The 24,584-nt window shown below is 41.6% G+C and carries 24 protein-coding genes and 1 pseudogene; 18 read left to right on the forward strand and 7 right to left on the reverse strand.

Annotation, left to right across the window (positions count from 1 at the left end):
* Positions 1–137 precede the first annotated feature (137 nt).
* Positions 138–2,174, forward strand: coding sequence for a pentapeptide repeat-containing protein (locus RMX98_RS28905; protein WP_322680991.1), 2,037 nt, complete (start codon positions 138–140; stop codon positions 2,172–2,174).
* 72 nt (positions 2,175–2,246) lie between these two features.
* On the forward strand, positions 2,247–4,547 hold the full coding sequence (locus tag RMX98_RS28910; protein ID WP_322680990.1) for an NACHT domain-containing protein: 2,301 nt from the start codon (positions 2,247–2,249) through the stop codon (positions 4,545–4,547).
* 232 nt (positions 4,548–4,779) lie between these two features.
* Here the strand turns inward: RMX98_RS28910 and RMX98_RS28915 are convergent, their stop codons facing one another.
* Positions 4,780–5,031: a thermonuclease family protein gene (locus RMX98_RS28915; RefSeq protein ID WP_322680989.1), complete on the reverse strand. Its 252-nt coding sequence runs from the start codon at positions 5,029–5,031 to the stop codon at positions 4,780–4,782.
* Between the two features lie 30 nt (positions 5,032–5,061).
* Between RMX98_RS28915 and RMX98_RS28920 the strand changes: the two genes are divergently transcribed.
* The 3 genes from RMX98_RS28920 (at position 5,062) to RMX98_RS28930 (ending at position 6,333) form a co-directional block, all read left to right on the forward strand.
* Positions 5,062–5,343 carry a hypothetical protein gene (locus RMX98_RS28920; RefSeq protein WP_322680988.1) on the forward strand — a complete coding sequence of 94 codons (282 nt, stop codon included), beginning with the start codon at positions 5,062–5,064 and terminating at the stop codon, positions 5,341–5,343.
* 303 nt (positions 5,344–5,646) lie between these two features.
* Positions 5,647–5,889: a hypothetical protein gene (locus RMX98_RS28925; protein ID WP_409881644.1), complete on the forward strand. Its 243-nt coding sequence runs from the start codon at positions 5,647–5,649 to the stop codon at positions 5,887–5,889.
* A gap of 126 nt (positions 5,890–6,015) precedes the next feature.
* A complete protein-coding gene (locus RMX98_RS28930; RefSeq protein WP_322680986.1) occupies positions 6,016–6,333 on the forward strand; it encodes a hypothetical protein in 318 nt (105 codons plus the stop codon).
* A 78-nt stretch (positions 6,334–6,411) separates the two neighbouring features.
* Here the strand turns inward: RMX98_RS28930 and RMX98_RS28935 are convergent, their stop codons facing one another.
* Positions 6,412–7,269: a PIN domain-containing protein gene (locus RMX98_RS28935; RefSeq protein ID WP_322680985.1), complete on the reverse strand. Its 858-nt coding sequence runs from the start codon at positions 7,267–7,269 to the stop codon at positions 6,412–6,414.
* Positions 7,266–7,601: a helix-turn-helix transcriptional regulator gene (locus RMX98_RS28940; protein ID WP_322680984.1), complete on the reverse strand. Its 336-nt coding sequence runs from the start codon at positions 7,599–7,601 to the stop codon at positions 7,266–7,268. The genes RMX98_RS28935 and RMX98_RS28940 overlap by 4 nt, the downstream gene beginning before the upstream one ends.
* Before the next feature lie 669 nt (positions 7,602–8,270).
* Here RMX98_RS28940 and RMX98_RS28945 point away from each other — a divergent pair.
* Positions 8,271–8,459: a hypothetical protein gene (locus RMX98_RS28945; RefSeq protein WP_322680983.1), complete on the forward strand. Its 189-nt coding sequence runs from the start codon at positions 8,271–8,273 to the stop codon at positions 8,457–8,459.
* Positions 8,460–8,560: 101 nt separating this feature from the next.
* Here RMX98_RS28945 and RMX98_RS28950 read toward each other — a convergent pair whose 3' ends face one another.
* The 4 genes from RMX98_RS28950 to RMX98_RS28965 all read right to left on the reverse strand — a co-directional run bounded on the left by RMX98_RS28950 (position 8,561) and on the right by RMX98_RS28965 (position 12,432).
* Positions 8,561–8,731, reverse strand: coding sequence for a hypothetical protein (locus tag RMX98_RS28950; RefSeq protein WP_322680982.1), 171 nt, complete (start codon positions 8,729–8,731; stop codon positions 8,561–8,563).
* A 431-nt stretch (positions 8,732–9,162) separates the two neighbouring features.
* Complete coding sequence (locus tag RMX98_RS28955) at positions 9,163–9,504, reverse strand: 4Fe-4S binding protein (RefSeq protein ID WP_322680981.1); 342 nt, start codon at positions 9,502–9,504, stop codon at positions 9,163–9,165.
* A gap of 13 nt (positions 9,505–9,517) precedes the next feature.
* Entirely contained in the window at positions 9,518–11,155 is a 1,638-nt protein-coding gene (locus RMX98_RS28960) for an FAD-binding protein (protein ID WP_322680980.1), read from the reverse strand.
* 221 nt (positions 11,156–11,376) lie between these two features.
* Positions 11,377–12,432, reverse strand: a complete 1,056-nt coding sequence (locus tag RMX98_RS28965) for an LLM class flavin-dependent oxidoreductase (protein WP_322680979.1) — start codon at positions 12,430–12,432, stop codon at positions 11,377–11,379.
* Positions 12,433–12,631: 199 nt separating this feature from the next.
* Here RMX98_RS28965 and RMX98_RS28970 point away from each other — a divergent pair, with 199 nt between their 5' ends.
* The 12 genes and pseudogenes from RMX98_RS28970 (at position 12,632) to RMX98_RS29025 (ending at position 23,959) form a co-directional block, all read left to right on the forward strand.
* Positions 12,632–13,702, forward strand: a complete 1,071-nt coding sequence (locus tag RMX98_RS28970) for an LLM class flavin-dependent oxidoreductase (RefSeq protein ID WP_322680978.1) — start codon at positions 12,632–12,634, stop codon at positions 13,700–13,702.
* 65 nt (positions 13,703–13,767) lie between these two features.
* Entirely contained in the window at positions 13,768–14,583 is an 816-nt protein-coding gene (locus tag RMX98_RS28975; RefSeq protein WP_322680977.1) for a hypothetical protein, read from the forward strand.
* A gap of 457 nt (positions 14,584–15,040) precedes the next feature.
* Positions 15,041–15,496 (forward strand): MetQ/NlpA family ABC transporter substrate-binding protein, encoded by a 456-nt coding sequence (locus tag RMX98_RS28980; RefSeq protein WP_322680976.1) that lies wholly within the window; start codon positions 15,041–15,043, stop codon positions 15,494–15,496.
* Between the two features lie 29 nt (positions 15,497–15,525).
* Positions 15,526–15,720, forward strand: coding sequence for a MetQ/NlpA family ABC transporter substrate-binding protein (locus RMX98_RS28985; RefSeq protein WP_409881651.1), 195 nt, complete (start codon positions 15,526–15,528; stop codon positions 15,718–15,720).
* A gap of 63 nt (positions 15,721–15,783) precedes the next feature.
* A complete protein-coding gene (locus RMX98_RS28990) occupies positions 15,784–17,022 on the forward strand; it encodes an acyl-CoA dehydrogenase family protein (protein ID WP_322680975.1) in 1,239 nt (412 codons plus the stop codon).
* Positions 17,023–17,127: 105 nt separating this feature from the next.
* A pseudogene (locus tag RMX98_RS28995) lies at positions 17,128–17,487 on the forward strand (MetQ/NlpA family ABC transporter substrate-binding protein); the annotation flags it as partial.
* 430 nt (positions 17,488–17,917) lie between these two features.
* Positions 17,918–18,997 carry an aliphatic sulfonate ABC transporter substrate-binding protein gene (locus RMX98_RS29000; RefSeq protein WP_322680973.1) on the forward strand — a complete coding sequence of 360 codons (1,080 nt, stop codon included), beginning with the start codon at positions 17,918–17,920 and terminating at the stop codon, positions 18,995–18,997.
* A 71-nt stretch (positions 18,998–19,068) separates the two neighbouring features.
* Positions 19,069–20,175 carry an LLM class flavin-dependent oxidoreductase gene (locus RMX98_RS29005; protein WP_322680972.1) on the forward strand — a complete coding sequence of 369 codons (1,107 nt, stop codon included), beginning with the start codon at positions 19,069–19,071 and terminating at the stop codon, positions 20,173–20,175.
* Between the two features lie 29 nt (positions 20,176–20,204).
* Entirely contained in the window at positions 20,205–20,966 is a 762-nt protein-coding gene (locus tag RMX98_RS29010) for a class II aldolase/adducin family protein (RefSeq protein WP_322680971.1), read from the forward strand.
* Between the two features lie 46 nt (positions 20,967–21,012).
* Positions 21,013–22,044, forward strand: coding sequence for an ABC transporter substrate-binding protein (locus RMX98_RS29015; RefSeq protein ID WP_322680970.1), 1,032 nt, complete (start codon positions 21,013–21,015; stop codon positions 22,042–22,044).
* 50 nt (positions 22,045–22,094) lie between these two features.
* Positions 22,095–22,346 (forward strand): hypothetical protein, encoded by a 252-nt coding sequence (locus RMX98_RS29020; RefSeq protein ID WP_322680969.1) that lies wholly within the window; start codon positions 22,095–22,097, stop codon positions 22,344–22,346.
* 140 nt (positions 22,347–22,486) lie between these two features.
* Complete coding sequence (locus RMX98_RS29025) at positions 22,487–23,959, forward strand: NAD(P)-binding domain-containing protein (RefSeq protein WP_322680968.1); 1,473 nt, start codon at positions 22,487–22,489, stop codon at positions 23,957–23,959.
* Positions 23,960–24,584: the final 625 nt, after the last annotated feature.

Genomic DNA, 24,584 nt, shown 5'->3' on the forward strand with positions numbered 1-24,584 from the left:
TATGAGAGATTGCGATCGCTCTTTTAAAACAGTGTTCGCGTTCTGTCACCGTGTCTTCAAATTGATTTTTCTCAAATCTGGAATATCTCATCGCCAATTTGTATCAGAATTGAAGTGCAAGCGTCTTCTTACCAGTTATGCCCCAGGACTTCTCCAATCAAAATCTTCGTGGGCGCTCCTTCAAGGGACAAAACCTTGAAGGGGCAAATTTTAGTTATGCAGATATCCGAAGTGCAGATTTTACAGGAGCGAATCTGAGGGGTGTAAACTTTAGTCATGCCACTGCTGGACTACAAAGGCGTTGGGCTATTTTTTTAGTTTGTGTTTCGTGGGTGCTGTCTGGAGTTTCAGGAGTTTTCTCAGCCTTTACTGGAGTGTTAATAGCTTATATATTTGACAGTTCGAGTCAATTAAATCAAGTTTTGGGTTGGGCTGCCTTAATAGCAGTAATTGTTGTTTTTATAATCATTCTTCACCAAGGATTGAACTCAGCCGTCGCCTTTGCTGTCGCCGGAGCCGGAGCCGTCGCCGTCGTCTTCACAGGAGCCTTCGCCGTCGCTGTCGCTTTCGCCTTTGTCGTCGCCTTTGCCGTCGCCTTCACAGGAGCCTTCGCCGTCGCCGTCGCTGTCACCGTCGCCTTCGCAGGAGCCATCGCCTTCGCCTTCGCCGGAGCCTTTGCCGGAGCCTTTGCCGGAGTTTTACTTAGTGCTTACATTGCTTGGAGAGCAATGAAAGGAGATGAAAAATACTTTTCGATTCGGAACATCGCTGTTGCTTTTGCAGCAAGTGGTGGTACAAGCTTTTACTCTTCTGATTTAACTGATGCTAATTTCACCGCAGCTACACTTAAAAGTACAGATTTTAGAAAAGCTAATTTAACTCGCACCTGTTTCCAAAAAACTAAAAAACTGGATCGTGTTCGCCCTGGCACAACTTACCTTCAAAACGCACAAATTCGTCAAGTGCTAGTGACTCTTCAGGGGCAAGAAAAGAATTTTGATCGTGAAGATTTGCGAGGAGTCAATTTTCAAGGATCGAATTTGGTAGATGCCAGTTTTATTGGTACAGACCTGAGCCTAGCCAACTTACAAGACGCAGATTTATCTAGGGCGAAATTAGTACAGGCACAACTTAATGGAACTAATTTAACAGGGGCTACTCTCACCGGGGCATATATTCAAGATTGGGGTATTACCACCGATACCAAGTTTGACGGAGTGCGGTGTGAATACGTTTATATGCGACTCCCTACAAAAGAAAACCCCGACCCACTCCGCAAACCAGATAACCACAAAGAAGTGTTTGCATACGGTGAGTTTGGGAATTTTATCAAACCAATTTTCGACACACTCGACCTTTACCACAACCAAGGTGTTGACCCGCGTGCTATTGCAATTTCCTTTAAGCAATTAGCAGAAAATCACCCTGATGCTGAACTAGAGATTGTCGCAATGGAGAAACGGGGACAGGACAAGTTTTTACTTCGTGCCAAAACTGCAACAACGGCTGACAAGTCCCAACTGAGTGCAGAGTATTTTGACACTTATAACGAGATAAAAGACTTGCCAGACAGAGAAATTAAATTACTTTTAGCAGAAAAAGATAGTAGAATTCGTAGTTTAGAAAATTTTGTTAATCAGGCATTACAACGCCCTAGCTTTTATTCAAATGTAGAACAGGTAGGTACTATGACAAACAACCCCGGTGGATTTTCAGTTGATGGTTCAGTTGGCGGCAATGTCAACAACGTTCAAGGTGAAGGCAACTCAGTAGTTCAAGGAGATACAACCATGACTGGCGATGCCTACGGCGGTAAACTACGCAATATCAACACAGGTGGCGGCAATTATAACGAACGCATTCAAGGCGACTATGTTCAGGGCAATTACTATGCTGCCGGACAGCCCCAAAGTCTTACCCAAGCTGCTGCCGAAATTCAGCTATTACTAAAACAATTAGAGCAAACTTACCCCAGTACTACTACATCACAACAAATGGTAGTAGCAGCAGAAGTCATAAACCGCATTGAAAGCAACCCTACATTAAAAAAACGAGTAATCAATGCCGTTAAAGAAGGTGGTTTGGCTGCTTTTGAGAAAGCTATTGACAACCCAGCAGGTGCTTTCATTGTTGGCGCTATCAAAGGCTGGCAGGAAGTAGAAGCTGAAGATTAAGGAAACAGAATTGATAGACTTCTAAGTTTATAGTTTGCCAATCCATAGATTTAATAATTAGCTCATATAACAATGGAAAAGCCGAACCCGCCTGAAAACCGCAATATTAATACTGGAGGAGGTAATTATAACGAACGGATTGAAGGCGATTATATTCAAGGTAATGTTTTTCAAAATATTTTTAATTCTCTAGGTGGACAGACAACAAAAGCAGTAGGCGACCCTGCACGGTCAAAGAATGAACGGATGCTACTAGCCGCAGTTAAGGAAGAAGTTGCAGCACGGTTAAGGCAGTCGCTACACAATGCCGTGTTGATTAATTTGGATAAAGAATCACAACCCCAGCAGGTAGAGCGACCTTGGGATATAGAGATAAGTATTGGTCAGAGGTCTCCTGAAACTCTCCCAAGAACAACTAGTATTCTGGAAATTTTTGACTCACAAGAAATCGGAGGTAAACTTTTAATTCTGGGTATGCCGGGGTCTGGTAAAACCACTACTCAATTAGAATTAGCTCAAGCTTTAATTATGCGTGCTGAAGAACAGCCTGATTATCCTGTTCCAGTACTATTCAATTTGTCTTCTTGGCAAGATGAGCGTCCGACGCTTCAAAAGTGGCTGGTTTCAGAACTAAAATCAAAGTATGGTATTCGACCTAGCATTAGTAAGCAATGGCTGGAATCGCGTCAGCTTTTACCTATGCTAGACGGATTAGATGAGGTGTCGCTGCATCAGCAACCATTCTGTGTCAAAGCAATTAACCAGTTTATTGAAAGTGAGAATAGACCGATATTTCTGGTAGTTTGTAGCCGAATTGAAAATTACAACGCATACACAAAAAGGCTTCTGCTTAATGGAGCAATTTGCTTGCGGAAATTGACAAACTCACAAATTCAAGTTTTTCTTGAAAGAGTTGAACGGACTGACTTCTGGAATTTAATTCAGAATGATCAGGTTCTGCTAGATTTAGTTAGTAATCCACTCCTGCTTAGTGTTGCTACCTTAGTTTTTCCTCAAATTTCAGCAAGCGATTGGCAACAAATAACGTCTAATGAAAATTGCTTACAAAGACTCTTGGATGCCTACATACATCAAATGTTTACTCGTACTCTTAGGCGAAATACATCTGAACAGAAATCTATGCCTGGAATTAAGGAAACTTCTACCAAGTTATCTTGGTTAGCTCAGAATATGCAAGAGCAATTTCATTCTGATTTTTTAATTGAAGAAATTCAGCCATCTTTATTAAAAAAATCTTTTTCTCGATTATTATATAGGCTAATACTAGTGATTATATGCGGAATTATTGGTCAAGCCATTAGTTGGATAATAATATTTTTAATCATAGTGCTTAATCTAGCTTTTGAAGATAAGAAAGATAATAAAAAGGCACAGATTAGCTCTTTTGGCGATATTAAAGATATTATTGAACAGGATCTAGGAAAAGCTGAAGAATACTTAACAAACGCAAATTCATCAAAATGGGTGTTTACAATTTTAATATTAGCTTTTTGTGGAATAGCTTCTGCTTCTTCTTACTGTAACAGCTTACTGGATTTTGCTAACTTAAACTTCATAAGTTTTTCTAACATAAATCAAATAAAATCATTTTGTCTAAGTCTTGATGGTCTGTTTAATATTAGCGGTTTTATTTTAGGCTCTGTAGCTGGTTTTAATATTGGTTTTAAGAATATAGAGACTATTGAATATTTAAAATTTCCTACAAACCCACAGGAGTTTAAAAGATTTAGCAAGGGGTTTTTTAATGGTTTTACTTATGGATTCAGATCGGGGATATTTCGTGGAAAATATATGGTAGCTGGTTGTTTTACTTTTTTATCAGCTATAGCATTAATTATTGCTATACCAATAGCAATTGGAACCGGAAATTGGTCTGTAATATTAACAACACTTTTAGTACCATTGTTCATATCTATATTAGGTTTAGTACTTGGATTAAGCATAGGACTCGTTAGAGGATCTATACTAGGTATAATTCAAGCTTTACGAGTAGATGTAACAAGTAAGCTTTATCCCAATCAAGGGATTATAGAATCTGCTAAAAATTCTATTTTTATAGGTGTTATTCTCGTAGTTGCGCTATGTATACCCTTTTTCTCAAATGCACTTGTTTCATGGATTCTTGCTATATATTTTCTTCCAATTACTGACGGTTTTGGTGGACTTGCTTGTATTCAACATTTAGCATTACGTATTACTTTATGCCAAAGCGGCTACATCTCCTGGAACTACGCCCGCTTCCTCGACTACTGCACCGAGCGATTGTTCCTCCAGCGTGTTGGTGGTCGTTACCGCTTCATCCACAAACTGCTGCAAGACCACTTCGCCCAAATGGAGTTCAGGCGAGATTAACGAGTAATTCAGGTTCGTCTTTCTTCTAGCATCTAATTTAACGCTTTTGTTTTCTAAATTCCCAACGTGGTACTGCGTTGGGGTCATTCCACACTCCAGCGCGGTTTGCGATCGCCATCTGCTCAGACTGTTATATCACTCCCTTATTTGGACAGTTGTTGCTGTAGCGAGTATAGTGTCGGGCAAATCCAGCCCTAACCATGTCACCGTTTAAAAATATCTCTTCTTCGCTTTAGTATCCCGGCGTTCCTGGTCGCGGTTTTACAAACACTTCAGCAACAGTTCTCCCATACCTATCTTGTTCGATGAGAATAATTGTAACCGTGCCGTTTCCCTTGTCAATAAGAGATTGCAGGTAAGACTTGGCTTGTGGCCCTAGCTTTTGTTGCTTCTCGACTGCATCAATTCCGCAAAACCGGATTTTTTTCCTCTCGTTCCCTCGGCGCACGGTGATGGTGTCCCCGTCAGCATCGCAACTGTCCATTGTTGTGACAGCGCCATTGCACGGGGTGATGTGGAATCTGCCGCCGCTTCTACAAGTGATTTAGTTTTGGAAGAAAGTACAGCAGTGAGGGCGATGAAAGAGACGATAGAGGGTAAGGTGGTTTTAGTTGGAAATACACTAGGAAGCAGCGCAACTCTCGATATCCCCAAAGCGACTGTGAAAACAGTGAAGATAAACGCCTGCGGATTTGGAAGCTTTAAAGATAGTGATTCTGCGCCTTTGCCAACTACTTTTAAAGTTGGTTCAACGACTTATACAGTAGCCATCCTCATCTTCCAGATGGAAAAATAAAAACTATACCCATAACTGCAACTAAAGCGCACAATCTTTTTATTGATTCTGCCTTATCAGTGGGAATTCTAGGTTTAGCTGTGTATTTAGCGCTGATAGCTTTGTGCTTGTGGTGTGTGCTGAAATCGCCTTATAGGGACATTGGGGCAATTGCGATCGCATACCTCATCTACACTTTCACATGGTACGAATCTGCCCAATATACACACATATTCTGGTGGTCTTTAAGCTTCTTTGCTCATGAAAAAGTTACCACAGCAGTTCTACTAAATACATATATGTTTCAATTAAACAATTATATTTATGCGGGACGCTGATTTTTCTGATACACCTGCAATCAAGACAAGCATTACAGACTTAAGCACCAGTATCATCAAAGCAAATGTAATTGTCTCGGAACTTACCGATGAGGCAAAGTTAAAAATGGAGGTGATTCAAAGTCTACTAGAAGCAAGCGATCGCACAACATATGCTCAAAGGCTCCAACAAGCAGCAGTAAAGCTGGGTAAATCAGTGCGAACAGTACGGCGACTGATTGATAAATGAGAGCAAGAAGGATTAGTAGGACTTACTCAAACTCAACGTGCAGACAAAGGAAAACACCGAGTCAATGAGAATTGGCAAGAATTTATCTTAAAAACCTACAAAGAAGGCAATAAAGGCAGTAAAAGAATGACTCGTCAGCAGGTAGCTGTGAGAGTCAAGGTAAGGGCTGATGAACTTGGTGTTAAACCTCCTTCCCACATGACCGTATACCGCATTTTGCAACCATTAATTGAGAAGCAAGAGAAAGCTAAAAGCGTTCGCAGTCCCGGTTGGCGGGGGTCACGCCTAGCAATGAAAACCCGTGACGGGAAGGATTTAACAGTAGATTACAGTAACCATGTTTGGCAATGTGACCATACCCGTGTAGATGTTTTATTGGTAGACCAGCATGGCAAAGTTCTGGGTCGTCCCTGGTTGACAACAGTTAGCGAATTCCTTTTCTAGTTCATGGCGTTGTTCTGGTGTCATTAGTTGAGAGCCTGAGCGATCGCACTCTGGAAGTTTTAGGCGAATTATATTCGCCTAAAACTTTTCAAACAACCTCTTAAGCCTAGAGCTAGCAAACAACGTCAGCAAAGCTACAAAAACTGCCTTGGTAATAATGGCTGCTTCTAGCACCTTTCCTGTCAGCAATAATATACAAACTATCAATATGATTATTAATAGTACTACTGTCAAAATAGATTGCCTGAATCTAAGGTGAAACAATCTCAGAACCTTTTGGCGCATATTTTTTTTAACAGCCCAGTTCCGTTTCTCTTCGGCTTCAAAAGTATTTGCTTGTTTTTTTATATTTTCTAAATTATCTTTTTTTGTGACTGCTGTTTGTGGCAGTTTTATAGGTATTATTTTTTGATTTATGCCCGTATTGTAAGTGTTCAATTCTTGCTTGATCGTTTCTTCTCTATTTTCTAATTTGTAGAGTTCAGTTAATTTTTTAGTTGTTTTAATTGTTCGGTTTTTCTCATTGTTTTTGAGTACTGTTAGCAGTTCATGAATAGACCAAACACTAGAGTCAGAACCAGAAAAATTTTGTAGACAATGGGTAACAACTCCATCAAATCCCATGTATTTTACACATGTAATTTCTATTGCAGATTCAAAGTCTTTTAATTGAGACGAGGTTGCTTTTCTAATTATATTTTGGTCAAGGTTGCAGCTTGATAATACCTTCTCTAAAGACCAAACTATTTCACCCGCACGATTTTCATCGGTTAATTCTCGGCAAAAAAAATAGATTTTTTCTAAGCCTGCATTTGTTACAAACGCTTCAATATTCTGAGATTTAGCCAGCTTCCATATTACTTCGGCATCTTTTACTACTTCACTTCTGTTAATGAGAAGCTCTAAGATTAAATCCGCATCAATTAAGACTTTCATAAATCTTTTTGCTCCTGCTTATCAGTTACATAAGTTACTTGCGGTTCATTTGTACCTAAGCTTTCTCTCATTTCTTCTAAGCTAAGAGCATTTCTTTCAGAGTCAACATCTTTATGTTCAATCAAATCGTTAGGTGAACAGCCAAATATTTCACATAATTTTCCTACGACTACGATGAACCATAGATCAACCCTTCCATTTTCCCAATTGGCAATAGTATTTACCGTAACCCCAATCTGCTCTGCAAGAGCCTTCTGGGTTAGATCCGCTTGTCGGCGGAGTGTTGCAATATTGGAACGTGGTCTACGCAGTTTAGACTTGGGGCTATCCATAGCGCTTTAGGATGACGCAATGAGTTTAGCCTAGCTTATCAGAAATTGACTTAAGAAATCGCTTTTTGGGAATAAAAACGATACTTTTATAAACCTAAACTTTTTTAGGTTTATAAACAGCTTTTGAATGCTCAGATTTTGCCTAGTTTTACAACTTAGTTTCACAATAACATAGTATCGTTATTCTATTTCTATAGTTAGTAGTTATCCTATTTCTATAGATAGAGATTTATCAACCTAAATTTTTTTAGGGTCAGCATAAACTTATTAAGTTTTTAGTCCTCAATTAAACTAAAAGCAAGGCAGAGCAAAGAAAAAGTATCAGAAACTGAGCAGAAATTTTGATATCTACACATAAGTTTACGAAGTTAAATTAAGAGGTTAGTATAAAACCTGAAATATAGACCTAAAAAACTTCAGCCTAAAGGCTTTTAGACTAAAGAGTTTTACGTTGTGAGAACTAAATTAACTATTTAGTATCAGTGATATGAAGATGTGGTTCAACTGGCTTTCTAAACTTTTAGGCAGATGACCCAACTTTTTCAGATCAATAGCCTTTGATTAACTGGTACTCAACCAAAGACTATCAACAAAGTCGATTGATCAATTTTGGTTGACTGGTACTCAACCTGCATATTGTTAGCAAAACACAAGTATGGAGTTTGAATTGTGCTTTATTCTATTTTAACCGCATTAAGCTGTGGCTCAACCGAGCCTGAAAATCCTAAAGAAGATCCTGACAAGGGAAAAACTCCTTGGGATTGGCGAAGATTGCTTGAAATTCTGAAGGATGTAGGTTCTGTTGTCTCTGTTGTTCTTTCTCTGCTTAAAATCCTTCAGGATCTAGGTTTACTGTAATGACGGCGGATTACACCTATCACTGCCCTGCCCGCTTGTGGTGTTGGTGCATTTGTGATGGGCGCGATCGCTCTCCACAAACAAAGGCGATCGCACTCACTTCAAAGCCCAAAACTATGAAAAGATGCAGTAACCCAATTTTCAAATTCTAACCAAGCATCTTCTTCTGATTTACACCATCCACTATCAAACGAATAATAGGTTGCGCGATACTCAGTTTTTCCATCAACTACACGAGTTTCGATAACTGGTACAATTGCTGTTTCCTTCATAATGTTTCAATCGTGAAATTTCAAAGCGATCGCCACCCAAACTGCGATCGCCTTTATCCTCTAAGAAAATTGTTTAGTTAATGCTATAACTAGAACTTACGCACGCTTACAAAAATACTATCTTGTGTATTAACGGAATTTGGTTGTTTCAAGCTTTTGACGACCAACTTCACATAGAGAGCGATGCCTACGGCGGGCTACGCCTACGCACTCTTTGATTTTTGGCATAATACCAGTTTAATACCCTGCTTTGCTGATACTTTTCAAGCAACCTCTTAGACTAAGGCAGATATCGCCTTCGGAAATCACCAAATGTCGCAAGTTAAAGTTTATACGGTACTCTGTATCAAGTCTTATCCTGTATTTGGAGTTTAAGGAAAATATGAGCGATCGCAATTTCAGTTTTGGAATGCGATCGCTTTTTACTAAAACTAACTTTGGTAAGGGCGCGGCAGTTGACGGAGTTTATGAGCAGTATCTAATTCACTATTATTTTTTCTGCCATATCCCCAACCCAATATCTTTCGATACTCGCCCATAATGCCACTTTCAATCAAATCATCCTCATTAACTACAATCTCTGTATGAGACTGGGGTGCAACATAAAGCGCATCCGCCGGACAATATGCCTCACACATAAAACAAGTTTGACAGTCTTCTTTCCTAGCAATTACAGGTGGTTCGTTGGGAACTGCATCAAAGACATTAGTCGGACAAACTTGAACGCACAGATTGCAATTAATACAGAGTTTATGGCTGACAAGCTCAATCATGATTTTATTCTGGCTACGACTTTGATACAACGGGTGTGGTTTGAATGGTTTCTATTGCTGGCGTAGCAGGCGCATCCGCGATCCAATCGCGTCTTACCCAAAGCTTATCTAAGCCGCCTGTGGCTTGATAATAACGCTGATTGGGATCGGTCTCAGGATAGTCTATACGAATATGTTCGCTGCGGGTTTCTGTGCGATATAAAGCACTAAAATATGCCCATCTGGCGACAGCCGTCAGTGCAACCGCACGCCGAGAAAATTCGATATCGCGTACACTATCTTGTTTGGGATTACCTTGTACTTGTTGCCACAGCGTTTCTAATTTGGCAAGAGAGTCTAGAAGCTTCTGTTCCGAACGCAAGTAGTTTTTCTCCAATGGGAACATTTCAGCTTGCACACCACGCGCGATCACATCGCTATCGAATGTTGCAGACGTAAAGGAGTGCGATCGCATTCCCACCTGACCAGCTGCACGTGCAATTCTTTCATTTGCACGTGCGCCCAAACTCTGGGCAAATTTCGCCGCCCCTTCTCCTGCCCACTGCCCTGTAGAAATTGCCCAAGCCGCATTAGGGCCACCACCACCAGAAGCTAAACCAGTTAAAAATTCCCGCGATGCTGCATCACCAGCAGCATAGAGTCCAGGCACTTTTGTAGCACAACTATCATCGATAATCCGAATGCCGCCTGTCCCCCGAACTGTCCCTTCTAAAAGCAATGTGACAGGTACGCGTTCTGTATAGGGATCGATCCCAGCTTTTTTATATGGTAAAAAAGCGATGAAATGTGACTTTTCAATCACGGCTTTAACTTCTGGTGTGGCTTTATCTAAACGAGCATAAACAGACCCTTTCATCAAAGCATTTGGAAGGAATGCAGGATCGCGACGACCATTGATATAACCACCAAGGTCATTACCTGCTTCATCGCTATAACTAGCCCAACCAAAGGGAACACCGCGCGTCACTGTGGCATTAAAGGCGGTTGAAATTGCATAGTGATTAGAAGCTTCCATACTAGAGAGTTCCCCACCAACTTCTACCGCCATTAGCATTCCATCACCTGTATTAGTATTGCAACCTAATGCTTTACTTAAGAATGCACAACCGCCATTCGCTAAAACAACTGCACCAGCACGAACTGTATAAAAACGATGATGTTGTCTCTGTACACCTCTTGCCCCAACCACAGAACCATCTTCAGCCACTAAAAGCTCTAGAGCCGGGCTTTGGTCGAGAATTTGCACTCCAGAACGCAACAGGTTTTTCCGCATTACCCGCATATATTCCGGGCCATAATAACTCTGACGCACAGATTCCCCATTTTCTTTCGGGAAACGATAACCCCAATCTTCTAATAAAGGTAAACTCAGCCAAGTTTTTTCAACTACACGCTCTATCCAACGCAAGTTAGCGAGGTCTTTTGCTATCCGATAACGCTCCGAGACAACTTTTTCCCAGTTCTCTGGAGAAGGAGCCATGATGCCATTACCACTCGCAGCAGCAGCACCACTAGTACCCAGAAAACCTTTATCAACAATGATGACTTTGACACCTTGAGATGCTGCTGACCATGCTGCCCATGCTGCGGCAGGGCCACCACCAATCACCAGCACGTCAGCATTTAGTTGTAGTTCATTTTCTGTGAGCAATTTCTTTCTCCTTTTTGATATTGCCTTAGCAGTAGCTTCTGATTTGTTTGTGATGAATGAGTGCTATTTCGTCGGACTGAATTATGCACAAAATACAGTCTGCATAACATACACAAAGAATACGTAAAATGAATTATAGATAGTATGGTACTCTAACTATTAGTTTGTCAAACATTAAGTATCGCGAGTTAATTCTGTTACTGATGCCTGCTGAAGAATTACTAAGCAACTTTTTGCAAGTGTCGCACACGCGGCATAATTTCTTCGGCAAAACGTGTCATCTCTGTTAGAAAGGGATTAAATTGCAGCATGAAAGTATCGATACCTGCATCAACAAAAGCTGCAACGCGACTGGCAACTGTATCATAGCTGCCAACTAATCCTGCGGCTGTGCCACCATTCCCCCCAACAGCAGGATTTTTAGCGAAGAGTTGAAACATAACTGCTTCTTTGTCAACGCCTTTAGCAACACTTAATTTATATTGTTCTTCTAGCTTTTGTAGTGCCATCAGTCGTTCTAGTTCTGCTTGTGCTTCTTCGTCGGTGGGACGTGCAATAACAAAGGCTGATAAACCAAAACGCACTGGTTGGGGTAAGGAACGGGGACGGCTGATAACTTGTTGAATTACTTTGCGGACACCTTCAATTGGTTGACCATGAATAAAGTAAACATCCGCTTGTTGCGCTGCTAATATCTGCGCTGGCTCTGATGCGCCTCCAAGATAAATACGTGGATAGGGTTGAGCAACAGGAAAGGGTCGAAAACTTAAATCTTGAATTTTGAAATATTCACCCTCAAAGTTAACCTTTTCTCCACTCCACAAGGCTCTCACTACTTGTAACCACTCACCCGAATAGCGATAACGTTCATCGTGAGGAGGAAAGGGAATATTAGTACGCTCCATTTCTGGACGGAACCAAGCACTAATTAAGTTAATGGCAAAACGTCCTTGACTAATTGCATCAATACCTAAAGCCATCTTCGCTAAGACTGCTGGGTGAAATAATAAAGGTTTAATGGCGGCGATAATTTCTATAGTTTCTGTAGCTTCTGCTAAGGCTGCACAAGCTGTCCAAGTTTCTAACTGTTCTAAATCTAAACTGCGGGGGTTGGCAATGTGCTGTGCAACTAAGGTTGTGACATATCCTAAACGTTCTGCTTCTAATACTAGCGATCGCGTGCGTTCATAACTAGCATCAATCGGCTCATCTGGTGTATTGAGAGGGCCAAAGTTACCGCCCACAGGTGACCAAATACCGTATCGAGGTTCTGACATTCTTGCCTCCTTAAAGATATGAGGGGCATCTCACTTGAGTTTCCCCAAAGATGAGTAACTTAATCTCTAATACCCCCCTTGTTTTTTATGCTTATCTGTGCAAATCTCATAATATACTACAGTAAATTGATTAAGTTACCGTAGTTAAATTGGGTGCAAAATTAACTTTTAGCACCTATTATCAAGGTTCGAGAAAGCTATGTCTGAACCACGCTATGGGATTTGGATTCCCGTTTACGGCAACTGCGGCGTAATGAACCATCCTCTTGAACCTCGTGATGCTAGTTACTCACGAGCCAAGAATCTTATCCAATTGGCCGAAAAGTGCGGATTTACCACAACTTTAATAGCGCAACATATCATCAATCCCAGGAACCAAGAACTTGACCAGCTAGAAACCTGGACAGCCGCAGCAGCACTTGCAGAAGCGACAGAAACTATAGAAATTATTGCAGCAGTTAAACCATTACTATTTCATCCTGCCGTCTTAGCGAAGATGGCTTTAGGTATTGATGCGATTAGTGGCGGACGTTTTGCGATTAACTTAGTCAGTGCTTGGTTCAGACCAGAAATGGAAAAACCAGGGATCAACTTCCTTCCCCATGATGAACGTTATCGATATTCTGACGAATGGATTAGAGTTGTCAAAGCTCTGTGGAGTGGAGAAAAAGTTAACTTTCACGGTGACTATTTTCAGATTAATGACTTAAAGTTCAGTCCACCACCCATAGCCAAACCATATCCGCGCGTCTATGTCGGCGGAGAGTCAGAACCAGCCCAAGAACTAGCTGCAAAAGAAGCGCATACATTTTTCCTCAACGGTCGTCCGATTGAAGTCATCCGCGAAACTATTGCTCAAGTTACGAAAAAAACTAAGTCTCACGCTCAACCTCTGGGCTTCGCCATGTCGGCCTTTGTTATTGCTCGACCAACAGACGAAGAAGCAGAAGCAGAATATCAAAATTTAAGAGCAATGGTACTCGCACAAGACGATCGCTCCGAACTACTCAAAGGAGTAGATTCAGAAGTAGTCATGTTCAAAAATATGGCTAAGTACCCTGGTGTGGGGAGTAATGGCGGTACAGCAGCAGGACTAGTTGGTAGTTATGAAAGTGTAGCGAATCGAATTGCTGAATTTACCAAAGTAGGAGTCGGTACTTTCATGCTGCAATTCCAGCCCTTTTCCACAGAAATGGAGCGTTTTTCTGCGGAGATTATGCCGCGAGTTCGGGCATTAACAAAAGATAGAGAAAAAGCAATTGCAAATTGAAAATAGGGGCTAACAATTTTTGATTGAATCCCTATGCTCCATCACCACTTAATAAGGGAAAATCTATGACTGCAATACTTACTCGTCCAGCTTGGACTACTGATTTAGAACTGGAAATTTTTGACAAACTGCTTGATAAACACGCCCCTCACTTACCAAAAAAGCGACTAGAAGAACCCAGACAACCAGAAACTGAAGAAGAAAAAGAGAATTTCTACCGTTTCCGTGTTGCTGGTGCAGCCCATGACCTATTTATTGTGCAAGCCTGCGCTAAGATAATAGACCAAATACCCGACCCAGAATTACAGCTATTTTTGAGTAGACAAATCGGGGATGATGGCGCACACGCGCAAAATACTCGTTTAAGAGCGCAAGCGATATCAGGACGAAACCCGATTGAGGATATTCAAAAGCAAGTACAAAAGCATTGGGATTATATGGGTGATTTACCCATTCGTAATTGGCAAGGCTTTTTAGCATTTGAGTTGCACTATGAACTTCATATAGTAGCTTTGCTATTCATCAACAGTCGTAGCAGCAAAATCAATGACCCAGACTCAGCTAAGTACGCCGCAGAAAGAATTCTGCCAGATGAAGCAGCACATCGCCTGGGAGTTGTAGACTGGTGGCAACGTAAATTCGATCGAGCTTCGCCAACAGAAAAACAGGATTTAGTTGCACAGGTTCTAGAAGCTGATGAAGAAGGTCAACGCCGACGAAATCTTTATCTTTGGGATCATTGGCGGTTGAGTCAAAAAGCTATTGGGATTGAAATTGATGATTTGCCAATACTTTACGATACTTGGCGGCAAGAAGTTTTATCTTATTTCTTGGATATCCCTGTCACTAAATTGCCCCAACTTGTGAGTGTAAATGATTAAGCAGTAGGGTGGGCATTTTTAGTAAAACTATCTTTTCATATAAAATACACTAGTTAATGCCCACTATTTATTCAAATTTTTAAGGAATATAAAGAAGTAAGAGAGCAAATATTTTATTAATTCTCAAAGCTGTATTCATAACAACTAACAATATTACTAATCATTAATCCAAAATATTAATATTTTCTTAATTAAAATTATGAAAATCTCAATATTTTGGATTAATTTACATAAAAAATAAAAATTAGTTGCCACGAGCACAACAATTATATAGTTATCTGCTATATATATTATATTCTTCCTAATAGAACTAATTTTTTTTGGAAAAAACTTAACAAGTTTTGGGGCTTTAGGCATAGAAACGAGATAATTCTTTATGCCCAAAACTAATTCAAAATGTTTCTTAAAAAACCAAGATTACATTTAAAAAATGTGACGATAACTCGTAATTATAACTATGAAATTACCTACTAACATTAACCGTCGATTCTTTTTAATAGCCATTACATCATTTGCGGCTTCTACAATATTTTCTAGCTGTAGTTCACCACAAAATAATTCTGCTGCTAATACAAGCACAAATTCATCAGCAACCCTAGCTGCTAACACCACCACAACCGCAACCAAAGAAAAAATAAAAGTTGGTGTCACACCAGTTCCAGCCGGAGAGATTTTAGAGTTTGTCAAAAAGAATTTAGCACCTGAAGCTGGGCTAGATATCGAAATTGTTACTTTCAATGACTTTGTGCAGAATAACACAGCTTTGAAAGATGGCGTAATCGATGCTAATTATTTTCAATATATTCCTTTTATGGAAGACTACGGCAAAAAACATAATTTCGAGATGTATGCCTTTACTCCCCAAATTCATTTAAATCCAGTAGGTACATCTTTCAGAGATATAAGTCTCTGAAAGATGTACCTAATAAAGCTCTAGTCACAATTCCTGATGATCCTAGCAATGCCCATCGCGCTTTAAAAGTATTGGAAGAATCAGGTTTACTCAAACTTAAGGTTAATGTTCGTCCAGCAAGCCCAAAAGATATTATTGAAAATCCAAAGAAAATCAACGTTAGGGATGCAACTCTCTCTCCTCAACAGTATGCTGCTGTGACGCCAAAAGATGTCAAGCCTTGAGTAGTAATTGTTTTACCAGCCACCAACATAGATTTTTCACAGAATATTTGGAGATAAAAACTAATGATAAAGAGTCCAGAGAAATTTGCAGATACGACAATTCAGTTTTCGGCTCCTGTAAGAGCAAATTCGCCAGAACTTCAGCAGCTTTTTGATTTTATTGCACTGGGGGCAAGCGATCGCGATCGCGATCGTATCTTGCCTTTTGATGTGGTTGAATTAATCCGGCGTTCCAGATTGGGTGCATTGCGAATTCCGATAAACGAAGGTGGTGGTGGTAGCACTACGCGGGAACTATTCGAGGTCGTAATACGGCTGGGGGATGCTGACCCAAACGTAGCTCACATTGTACGGAATCATTTTTCTGTGACGGAGCGAATTTTGCGTTCAGAACGCACCGCAAGGAATCGTCGCTGGCTCAAAGCCGTTGCCGATGGTGCGATTATTGGACTCGCTTCCACCGAACTAGAAGTCAAACGAGCCGGTGGCGGGCAAGTCGTAAATACAAAATTAACACCCGATGGCGACGGCTATCGTCTGAATGGGACGAAGTATTACAGTACTGGCAGCCTTTATGCAGACTTGATTTTCGTCCGTGTACTAGTACCTGATGGCACTACAGCATTCATACTCATCCCAACTAACCGCGAGGGAATTGACCTTGTAGATGACTGGGACGGCTTCGGGCAAAGGCTTACAGGGACGGGAACGACTAATTTTAGCAACGTCCGCGTAGAGGCAGATGAAGTAATTTTTGAGACAGATACAGACAAAGACAACTTGCCATACAATATCATTCCGCAATTATTCCTGACAGCAATCAATGCTGGCATTATTCGCAGCGTTCTGCGCGATGCCACAAACCTCGTCCGTACTCGAAACAGGACTTTCTATCATGCCGTAACCGAACAAGCAACAGAAGATCCTATTTTGCAGCAGACCGTTGGACAGATTGCCGCCAATGCCTTTGCTGCCGAAGCAATTGTTTTAGCGGCAGCTGATGGACTTGATCGCCTTCCTGCTGCTAAAGCCCAAGGACAAGACGTAGAGACAGCTGCGGCGTTAGAAACTTCTTTGAATGCAGCCAAAGCGAAATTGATTGTTGATGATTTGGCATTACGTTCAGCCACTTTACTGTTTGAAGTTGGTGGGGCTTCTACAACGAAGAAAAGCTCCAACTTTGACCGTCACTGGCGCAATGCTCGTACTTTGTCCTCACACAACCCAAATCATTTTAAGGCTCGTGCGATTGGGGACTACGAGATTAACGGTACACCACTGCCACAGAGAGGATTTTTTTAAGGTCTTTTCTCCAAAAAGTTAAAATCAGTCAGCGAAATTCCCCAAAACGCAACTCTCACCATTGTCAATGATGTCATAAATAACGACTGAGGATTACGGTTATTAGCAGCTAACGGTCTAATTAAATTAAAAGAAAATGCTCCACAGTTTGTTACCCAAAGAGATATTGCTGCTAATTCAAAAAATTTACGAATCAAAGAAGTCGAAGGTGTACAAGTTGTCCGAGCTATTAATGATGTAGATTTTATTGTATCTTCAGCGCAAACTGTTGCACTTGCAGGGATAGAACCCAATTTTATGGGTGCAGAAACCGCTAAGGATAAGAAATACGCGCTCGCATTAGTTACATTACAAGGTCGAGAAAACGAACCCAAGATTCAAAAGTTAAACAAGCTATTCGTTCATCCCAACGTCAAAGACTTTATCAACAAAGAATATAAAGGAAGGCTTATCCCTGTCTTTTAGCGACTGTTGCTTAGAGGATGTTTGAAAAATCATGATTGATGTATAGCAATCCTATTTGATTTGTAAAACTACTCGTAGAGGGAGGGAATAGGGAATGGGGAGTAAATTTGTTTGTAACTCCTAACAGGATTGCTATATCAAATATTTTTTACCCTTCCTTTATAAAAAGGAGGGAACAGTTTCCCCCCTTTATAAGGGGAGATTAAGGGGGCTAATAATGTGATTAAAATTACAAATAACCACTTTTCAAACAATCTCTTAAACGGATGTATAGAAATAAAGAAATATTGACTTGATTTGGACAATCTATCAAAAGGTGGTATTCTTGTTTCTATTAAATACGTTAAATCTATCGATTTACTGTATTTAATTCCTATAATCATTAATATAGCTGCTTAAACTCCTAAAAACTGATATCAAGGAGTCAATTGTGGTGAATTATTTCACAAAATACGGCTTTCCGCATAAACAAAAATATTCTGCCAGTAAAATCTTTGCTGTTGCAACTTCTGTTCTTGGAGCGATCGCTTTCGCTTCTGGTTGCAGCCAACAAACAGCTACTAATGTCGTAGCTAACTCAGATTCCTCTTCAAAAACTCTCACTACCAAAACTACAGAGAAAAACAATGTGATTCGCTTGGGCTACCAAAAAGGCGGGATAATTCCGATTGCGCGTCAACGAGGTGAGTTAGAGCGTCAGTTAGCCAAGCAAAATATCAAAGTTGAATGGAGTGGGCCATTTGACCGTTGTGCGACGCTTTTAAGTTCTCTCAATGGCAATCGAGCGGATATTGGCGGATGTGGTGATATCCCTTCCATCTCTGGAATTGCTGCCGGACAACCTCTTTGTATTGGCTCTGTACAGCGTCCTAGTCCAGATTCTTTGAGTAGTGCCATCTTAGTTCGTGGTGATTCTCCCATTCGTAAACCGACTGATTTAGTAGGTAAGAAAGTTGCAGTTAATCAAGGTGGTGCAGGCGAATATCTGTTATTAAAAGTTTTGGAAAAAGAAAATATTCCTTCATCTAAAGTCCAGCGAGTTTACTTATCACCGAATGATGCTGCACCTGCTTTATATCAAGGTTCTGTTGATGCGTGGGCAGTTTGGGAACCTTATATTTCCATTGCAGAATTAGAACATAAGGCGCGAAGAATCACCACTACACACCCTGCTCCTACCTACAGCATTATGGTTGTTCGTGGTGATGCAGCAAAAGAAAATCCTGTAGCCGTGAAAGTTGCTCTGACTGCTTTGAGTGAGGATGGTGAATGGTTAAATCAACATACTAATGCTGCATCAGATTTTTTAGTTAAAGAGCTAAAAATCTCTGATGCGGTAGCCAAGCAGGTGACTAAAAATCGAGGCCCGGAGTCTTACGTATTTCCTAATACTGAAGATATTGCCAAGCTTCAGAAAACAGCTGACTGGTTACTAGAGCAAAAAATTATTCCGCAACGAGTAGATATTGCGACAGCAGTATGTCCGTTAGAAACTACCGCCGCTAGGTAGGAAAGATGAAAAGAGGCACAGAATAACTGCCACTAAAAACTCAAATAACAAAAGTTTGGAGCAAATATAATATGCCTGTGGAATTTATTGGCATGATTGGTACGCGAGAAGCGTCTGAATTAAATGATCCTACCGTATCTCTGACGGGAGGAAGTATAGACTTAGCTTATGTCCGCAAATTTGCAAAAGTCCATGAAGATGGTGGCTTTGATCGTGTGCTAGTTGGTTATAGTTCTACAGGGCCAGATGGCTTTAATGTAGTCAGTTATGTGGCTGCTGCAACCGAACGACTCAAATTTTTACTTGCACATAGACCGGGTTTTGTGGCTCCCACTTTAGCCGCCCGTAAATTAGCAACATTAGATCACTTTTCTAATGGTCGCGTTGCGGTACATATTATTACTGGTGGGAGCGATGCCGAACAACAGCGCGATGGTGATTGGCTCGATCATGATACTCGCTATCGCCGTACCGATGAATATCTCGATATTGTGCGGCGAGTTTGGACGAGTGAAGAACCCTTCGATTATCAAGGGGAGTTTTACCAACTCAAACAAGCATTTTCGGAAGTTAAACCTTTACAGCAACCGCATATACCAATATATTTCGGTGGTGCTTCTGGTGCTGCTGTGGATGTAGGTGCAAAGCACAGTAATGTATATGCGTTTTGGGGAGAACCCATAGCTGCTATTAAACAACGGATCGCAGAGGTGAAAGCCGCAGCACCGCCTGGAAAAGATTTGCGGTTTAGCGTTTCTTTGCGCCCGATTTTGGGCGAAACAGAAGCAAAAGCATGGGAAAAGGCGCGTTATATTCTCTCACGGATCAATGAAAGCCGTGCTAAGGCTGGGATTCAATTATCTGTTGGTGCTTCTTTCCGACCTGAAGCTGTTGGTTCATCGCGGTTGCTGGATTTCGCCAAGGAAAGCGAAATTCATGACAAACGTTTATGGACACTGATCGCAGCTGCTACTGGCGCTCGTGGTAATACTACTGCTTTGGTGGGGACTCCAGAACAGGTTGCAGAGTCATTATTTGATTACTACAAAGCTGGAGTGACAACACTATTGATTCGCGGTTTTGACCCAGTGGAAGATGCGATCGCCTATGGTCGAGATGTGATTCCTTTGGTACGTCAACAAGTGCAACAACAACGACAAACAGCAACTGTAGCTTAATGTCCCTGTGAAACAAGAAAGAGAAAATTATGCCAAATTTCACTAGACCACAACCGCCAGTCTTTGAACGAGTTGAAGAAGAACGACTCTACCGCAAACAACGCCTTGCTGCGGCATTTCGGCTGTTTGCTCGTTTTGGCTTTAGTGAGGGGACAGCAGGCCACATCACCGCCAGAGATCTAGAGTTTACCGACCATTTTTGGGTAAATCCCCTTGGCAAGTACTTTGGTCACATCCGAGTTTCTGACTTGATTTTGGTCGATAGAGAAGGGGAAGTTGTCAAAGGTAATGCTCCTGTCAATCGCGCCGCTTTCGCGATTCATTCCCAGGTTCATGAGGCGCGACCTGATATAGTTGCAGCGGCTCATGCTCATTCTCTGCATGGTAAATCTTGGTCAAGTCTTGGTCGCCTGCTTGATCCTCTAACTCAAGATGCTTGTGCTTTCTATCAAGACCACGCTCTATTTGATGACTATAAAGGAGTAGTTTTAGATACTTCAGAGGGTAAAAGAATTGCTGAATCTTTGGGAGACAAGAAAGCTGTCATCCTGCGTAATCATGGCTTTTTGACGGTGGGACAGACAGTAGACGAAGCTGCTTTTTGGTACATTTCTTTTGAGCGATCGGCTCAAGCCCAACTACTTGCAGAAGCAGCTGGCAAACCACTTCCCATTGACCACGAAACAGCAACTTTTACTCATAACCAAGTAGGAACCCATTCCGGTGGTTGGTTTAGCTTTCAGCCACTCTACGACCGAATTGTGGGCGAAGAACCAGGCTTACTAGAGTAGTTGGTGGTTATTTTTCTTGATTGTCTTTTTATACCCAAAAATTAACGTGTTTACCAATTGGCTGCGGCAGAATTTTTTCTTCTCTTTGGGTTGCTTGTTAGTAGCAACAACAGCTTGCTCAGAGGTTAAGTCCACAAGTCCGGCAACGATCGCTACTAATCCTAGTGCATCCCAAGTCGCATTATCGAATACAACTCAACTGCATGTTGCTAAATTTAAAGGTGGCTGGGACTTAAATTTAAAGTTAGCTAAACTAGATAATTTCCCTTATCAAACTCAATTTACTGAGTTTACTGGGGGTAATTTGATGGTACAGTCAATCAATGCTGGTGCGATTGACCTGGCTTCAGCTAGTGAAATTCCGCCGATTTTTGCGATTGAATCGAAAGCATCTGTAAAAATTATTGCCACTCTCAAAGGGCCTACAGTTGGTCAAGTTGTACTCGTACCCAAAAACTCGACTGCCAAAACGATCGCTGACCTTAAAGGTAAGAAAGTGGGTTACGTTAAAGCTACAACTGCCCACTACTTCCTGATTAAGATGTTGGAAAAAGTCGGGCTAACGATGAAGGATATCAATGCAATTCCTTTATCGATACCCGATGGACTAGCTGCTTTTCGTAAAGGACAGCTTGATGGTTGGGCTACCTACGGTTACTCCATTCCCCAAGCCAAAAAAGAAGGGGCGCGGGTGCTGGAATCTGCAAAAGATATTTTGAGCGGTAACTTTGTGATTATTGCTTCACCGAATGCGATCGCCGATCCTCAAAAGAAAATTGCAATCGCTGATTTTCTCTGTCGTTTGCAGAAATCTCAAACTTGGCGGGAATCTAATCTCAAGCAATGGTCGAAGAATTATGCAAATACCATTGATGTTGATGAAGGCATCGTTTATCAGGATGCCAAGCAAGGACTACAACAGCGTCGTCAAGAATTACTTCCTGTTTCTGACGAAGCTATTGCTTCTCAGCAAAAGGTTGCTGATACTTTTTTTCAAGCGGGTGTAATTTCCACAAAAGTTGATGTTAAACAACTTTGGGACAGCAGTTTGAACCAAGATATCGCCAAATGCCAATAATTGCAGCAATAAGTAAAAAGCTAAATGTCAAAATCACCTGATTTTTAATCATGGTAAAAATGATATTTCATGGAATAGAAAGAGAATTATTAAATGGATTACCTTGGTTATTTGGGCAACAGTCTCAATTACCACATCATCTCCAATTAACAGATCAGCAAGAAGATAAGATCCGTGATATTTGGGAATTCCCACCACAAGAATCTGCCGATCGCCAGCCTGTGGTTAAGCAGGAGATAAAACAGTTTGGGATTTTTAGCAAACTAAAAAGTTTTTCTTTAAAGGCGATCGCCAATAAATAAAGATAAGCATTATCAGCTACTCAAATTTATAGAAAATTTCAACTAATTTGCAATGTGCAGTACACCTTTACCGGGGTAGCTTCTTTGTAAGAATTCAGGAATCAAAATTCAGAATAGTTAAAGAATCAGGAAAACATTTGATGACTCTCATTTCATCCTCAAATACCGATATGACAACAACGACTGACCTCGATTTTGCTGCACGTGAGGCGTTGCGCCTACTCGGCCCCGATTCCGAAAACTGGGTGAGCGATCGCTCAGGTATTGACCACAATGTGACGATAGTAGGTGGTAGTGGCAGTGGCAGCACCTTTGCATTTGCCCTGCGGCGTGCCGGCATTGGCCGCGTGACAGTCATTGATGAGGCTCTTGACGAAGCCCATGCAGGCGTGTGGCTGACGCGGGCGCGGATGAAGAAGCTACGCACACCGAAAAACCTGCCAGGGCCAGAACTGGGTATTCCGGCGCTATCATTTCAAGCTTGGTACGAGGCGCGGCATGGTGTTGAGGCATACGCAGCCCTTGACCGCATTCCACGAGTGGACTGGGCTGAGTACCTCAGCTGGTATCGGCATTTTCTGGGTATTCCAGTTCGGTATCAGACGAAGTTGGTGCGGATTGAGCCGGACGCAGATTTCTTTCGTCTACACTTAGAAGTTAACGGTGTCGTCCAAGTGGAAACCACACGTAAAATTATTTTCGCCAACGGTGTAGCTGGCACTGGTGGCCCAAACATACCGCCTGTATTGGCATCTCTGCCACGTACCTTATATGCACATACCGCCGATGAAATCGACTTCAACAATCTACATGGCAAAACAGTAGCAGTGCTGGGTGCTGCGGCCTCAGCCTTCGATGCGGCAGGAGTGGCATTGGAATCAGGCGCTAAGGCAGTACACCTGTTCGCACGACGGCCAGCGATCGCATCTCTGCCAGTGAATCGCCTCCGAGGTTATCCTGGCGCTTACTATAACTATCCACAACTACCTGATGCGGCTCGCTGGTTCCAAGCTTGGCGGTTTAATCAAGTTGGCTCTACACCACCACCAGACGCAATCGAGCGGGTAATAGCGTTCTCTAACTTCCACCTGCACTTATCTGCACCTTGGAAATCTGCTCACAACCAGGGCGATCGCATCGTTGCTCAAGTAAATGATGATGTTTTCGAGTTCGATTTTGCGATCGCTGGTACTGGCTACTTTGTTGACCCGACAAAGCGGCCGGAACTCGCCGAATTTGCACTTCACATTGCCCTCTGGCGTGATCGTTATGAAGCCCCAGCCGACCAGCGTGACGATCAACTCAGCACCCACCCTTACCTTGGCAGTGCCCATGAATACCAAGAGAAAGTACCTGGCAATGCCCCCTATTTGAAAGACATCCATGTGTTCAATCCTGCTGGCTTTGTCAGCTTCGGTCTGCCCATCGGTGACGTACCCAGCATCCGACGCGATGTGCCAGCAATAGTGGCCCGCATCAGCCACGACTTATTCTTTGCTGACTGGTCATTACACGAAGCCCGGATCACTAACGGCAACATTTCGCCGGACTTCGACACATCATTGTATGCAGACGTGATATGGAAACAGCAAACCAAGGTGCCAGTCAGCTAAATCTGTATAAGGTTTATAATTCACGCCTAATGTGAATTAAAATGGTCTGCACCCAGATGCGATCGCTATTTATCACTCTAAACCAACGTAATCTTTTCAATACTATCTTTCTGAATTGCTGCTCGAATTAAAATTTAAAAGATATTCTTCTGTTCACACTTACCTTGAGTCTGAATTGGAATATTTTCTGTTAAACAGTTAACTACTTCGTTCAACGTTTTACTATCAGTTAGAACTGGGGTAGTTGTAGTCATAGCCACACTAAATAATCCTCAATTGTGCTTCTTTACCTCCATACTTTACAAAAATTGCGTAACAAAACACCACCAGAACTATGTTTTGATGGGCACGTTACCCTTAACTTTTGAGGTGATTAATTAGTTTTACTTATTTAAACTCGCTCAATGGTTTTCCAAAGAATGTATCTAAGAATACGGTTTTTTTGACAATGATCAATTTTATAGATATCTTTCTGTGCGCGATCGCAGAACTTTTAGGTCTACTGAAACTAGACTGAACCGAACAAATTCCATGAACTACTGCAAGGCGCATTGAGAGCGCTAGATTCAGAAGTGACGGGGTTTAAGGTAAAAACCCCAGCCGGAGATGTTGGCTTCTCCACAGA

Origin of the sequence: Nostoc sp. DedQUE02 (assembly GCF_034531035.1) — a bacterium.
Lineage (GTDB): Bacteria > Cyanobacteriota > Cyanobacteriia > Cyanobacteriales > Nostocaceae > Nostoc.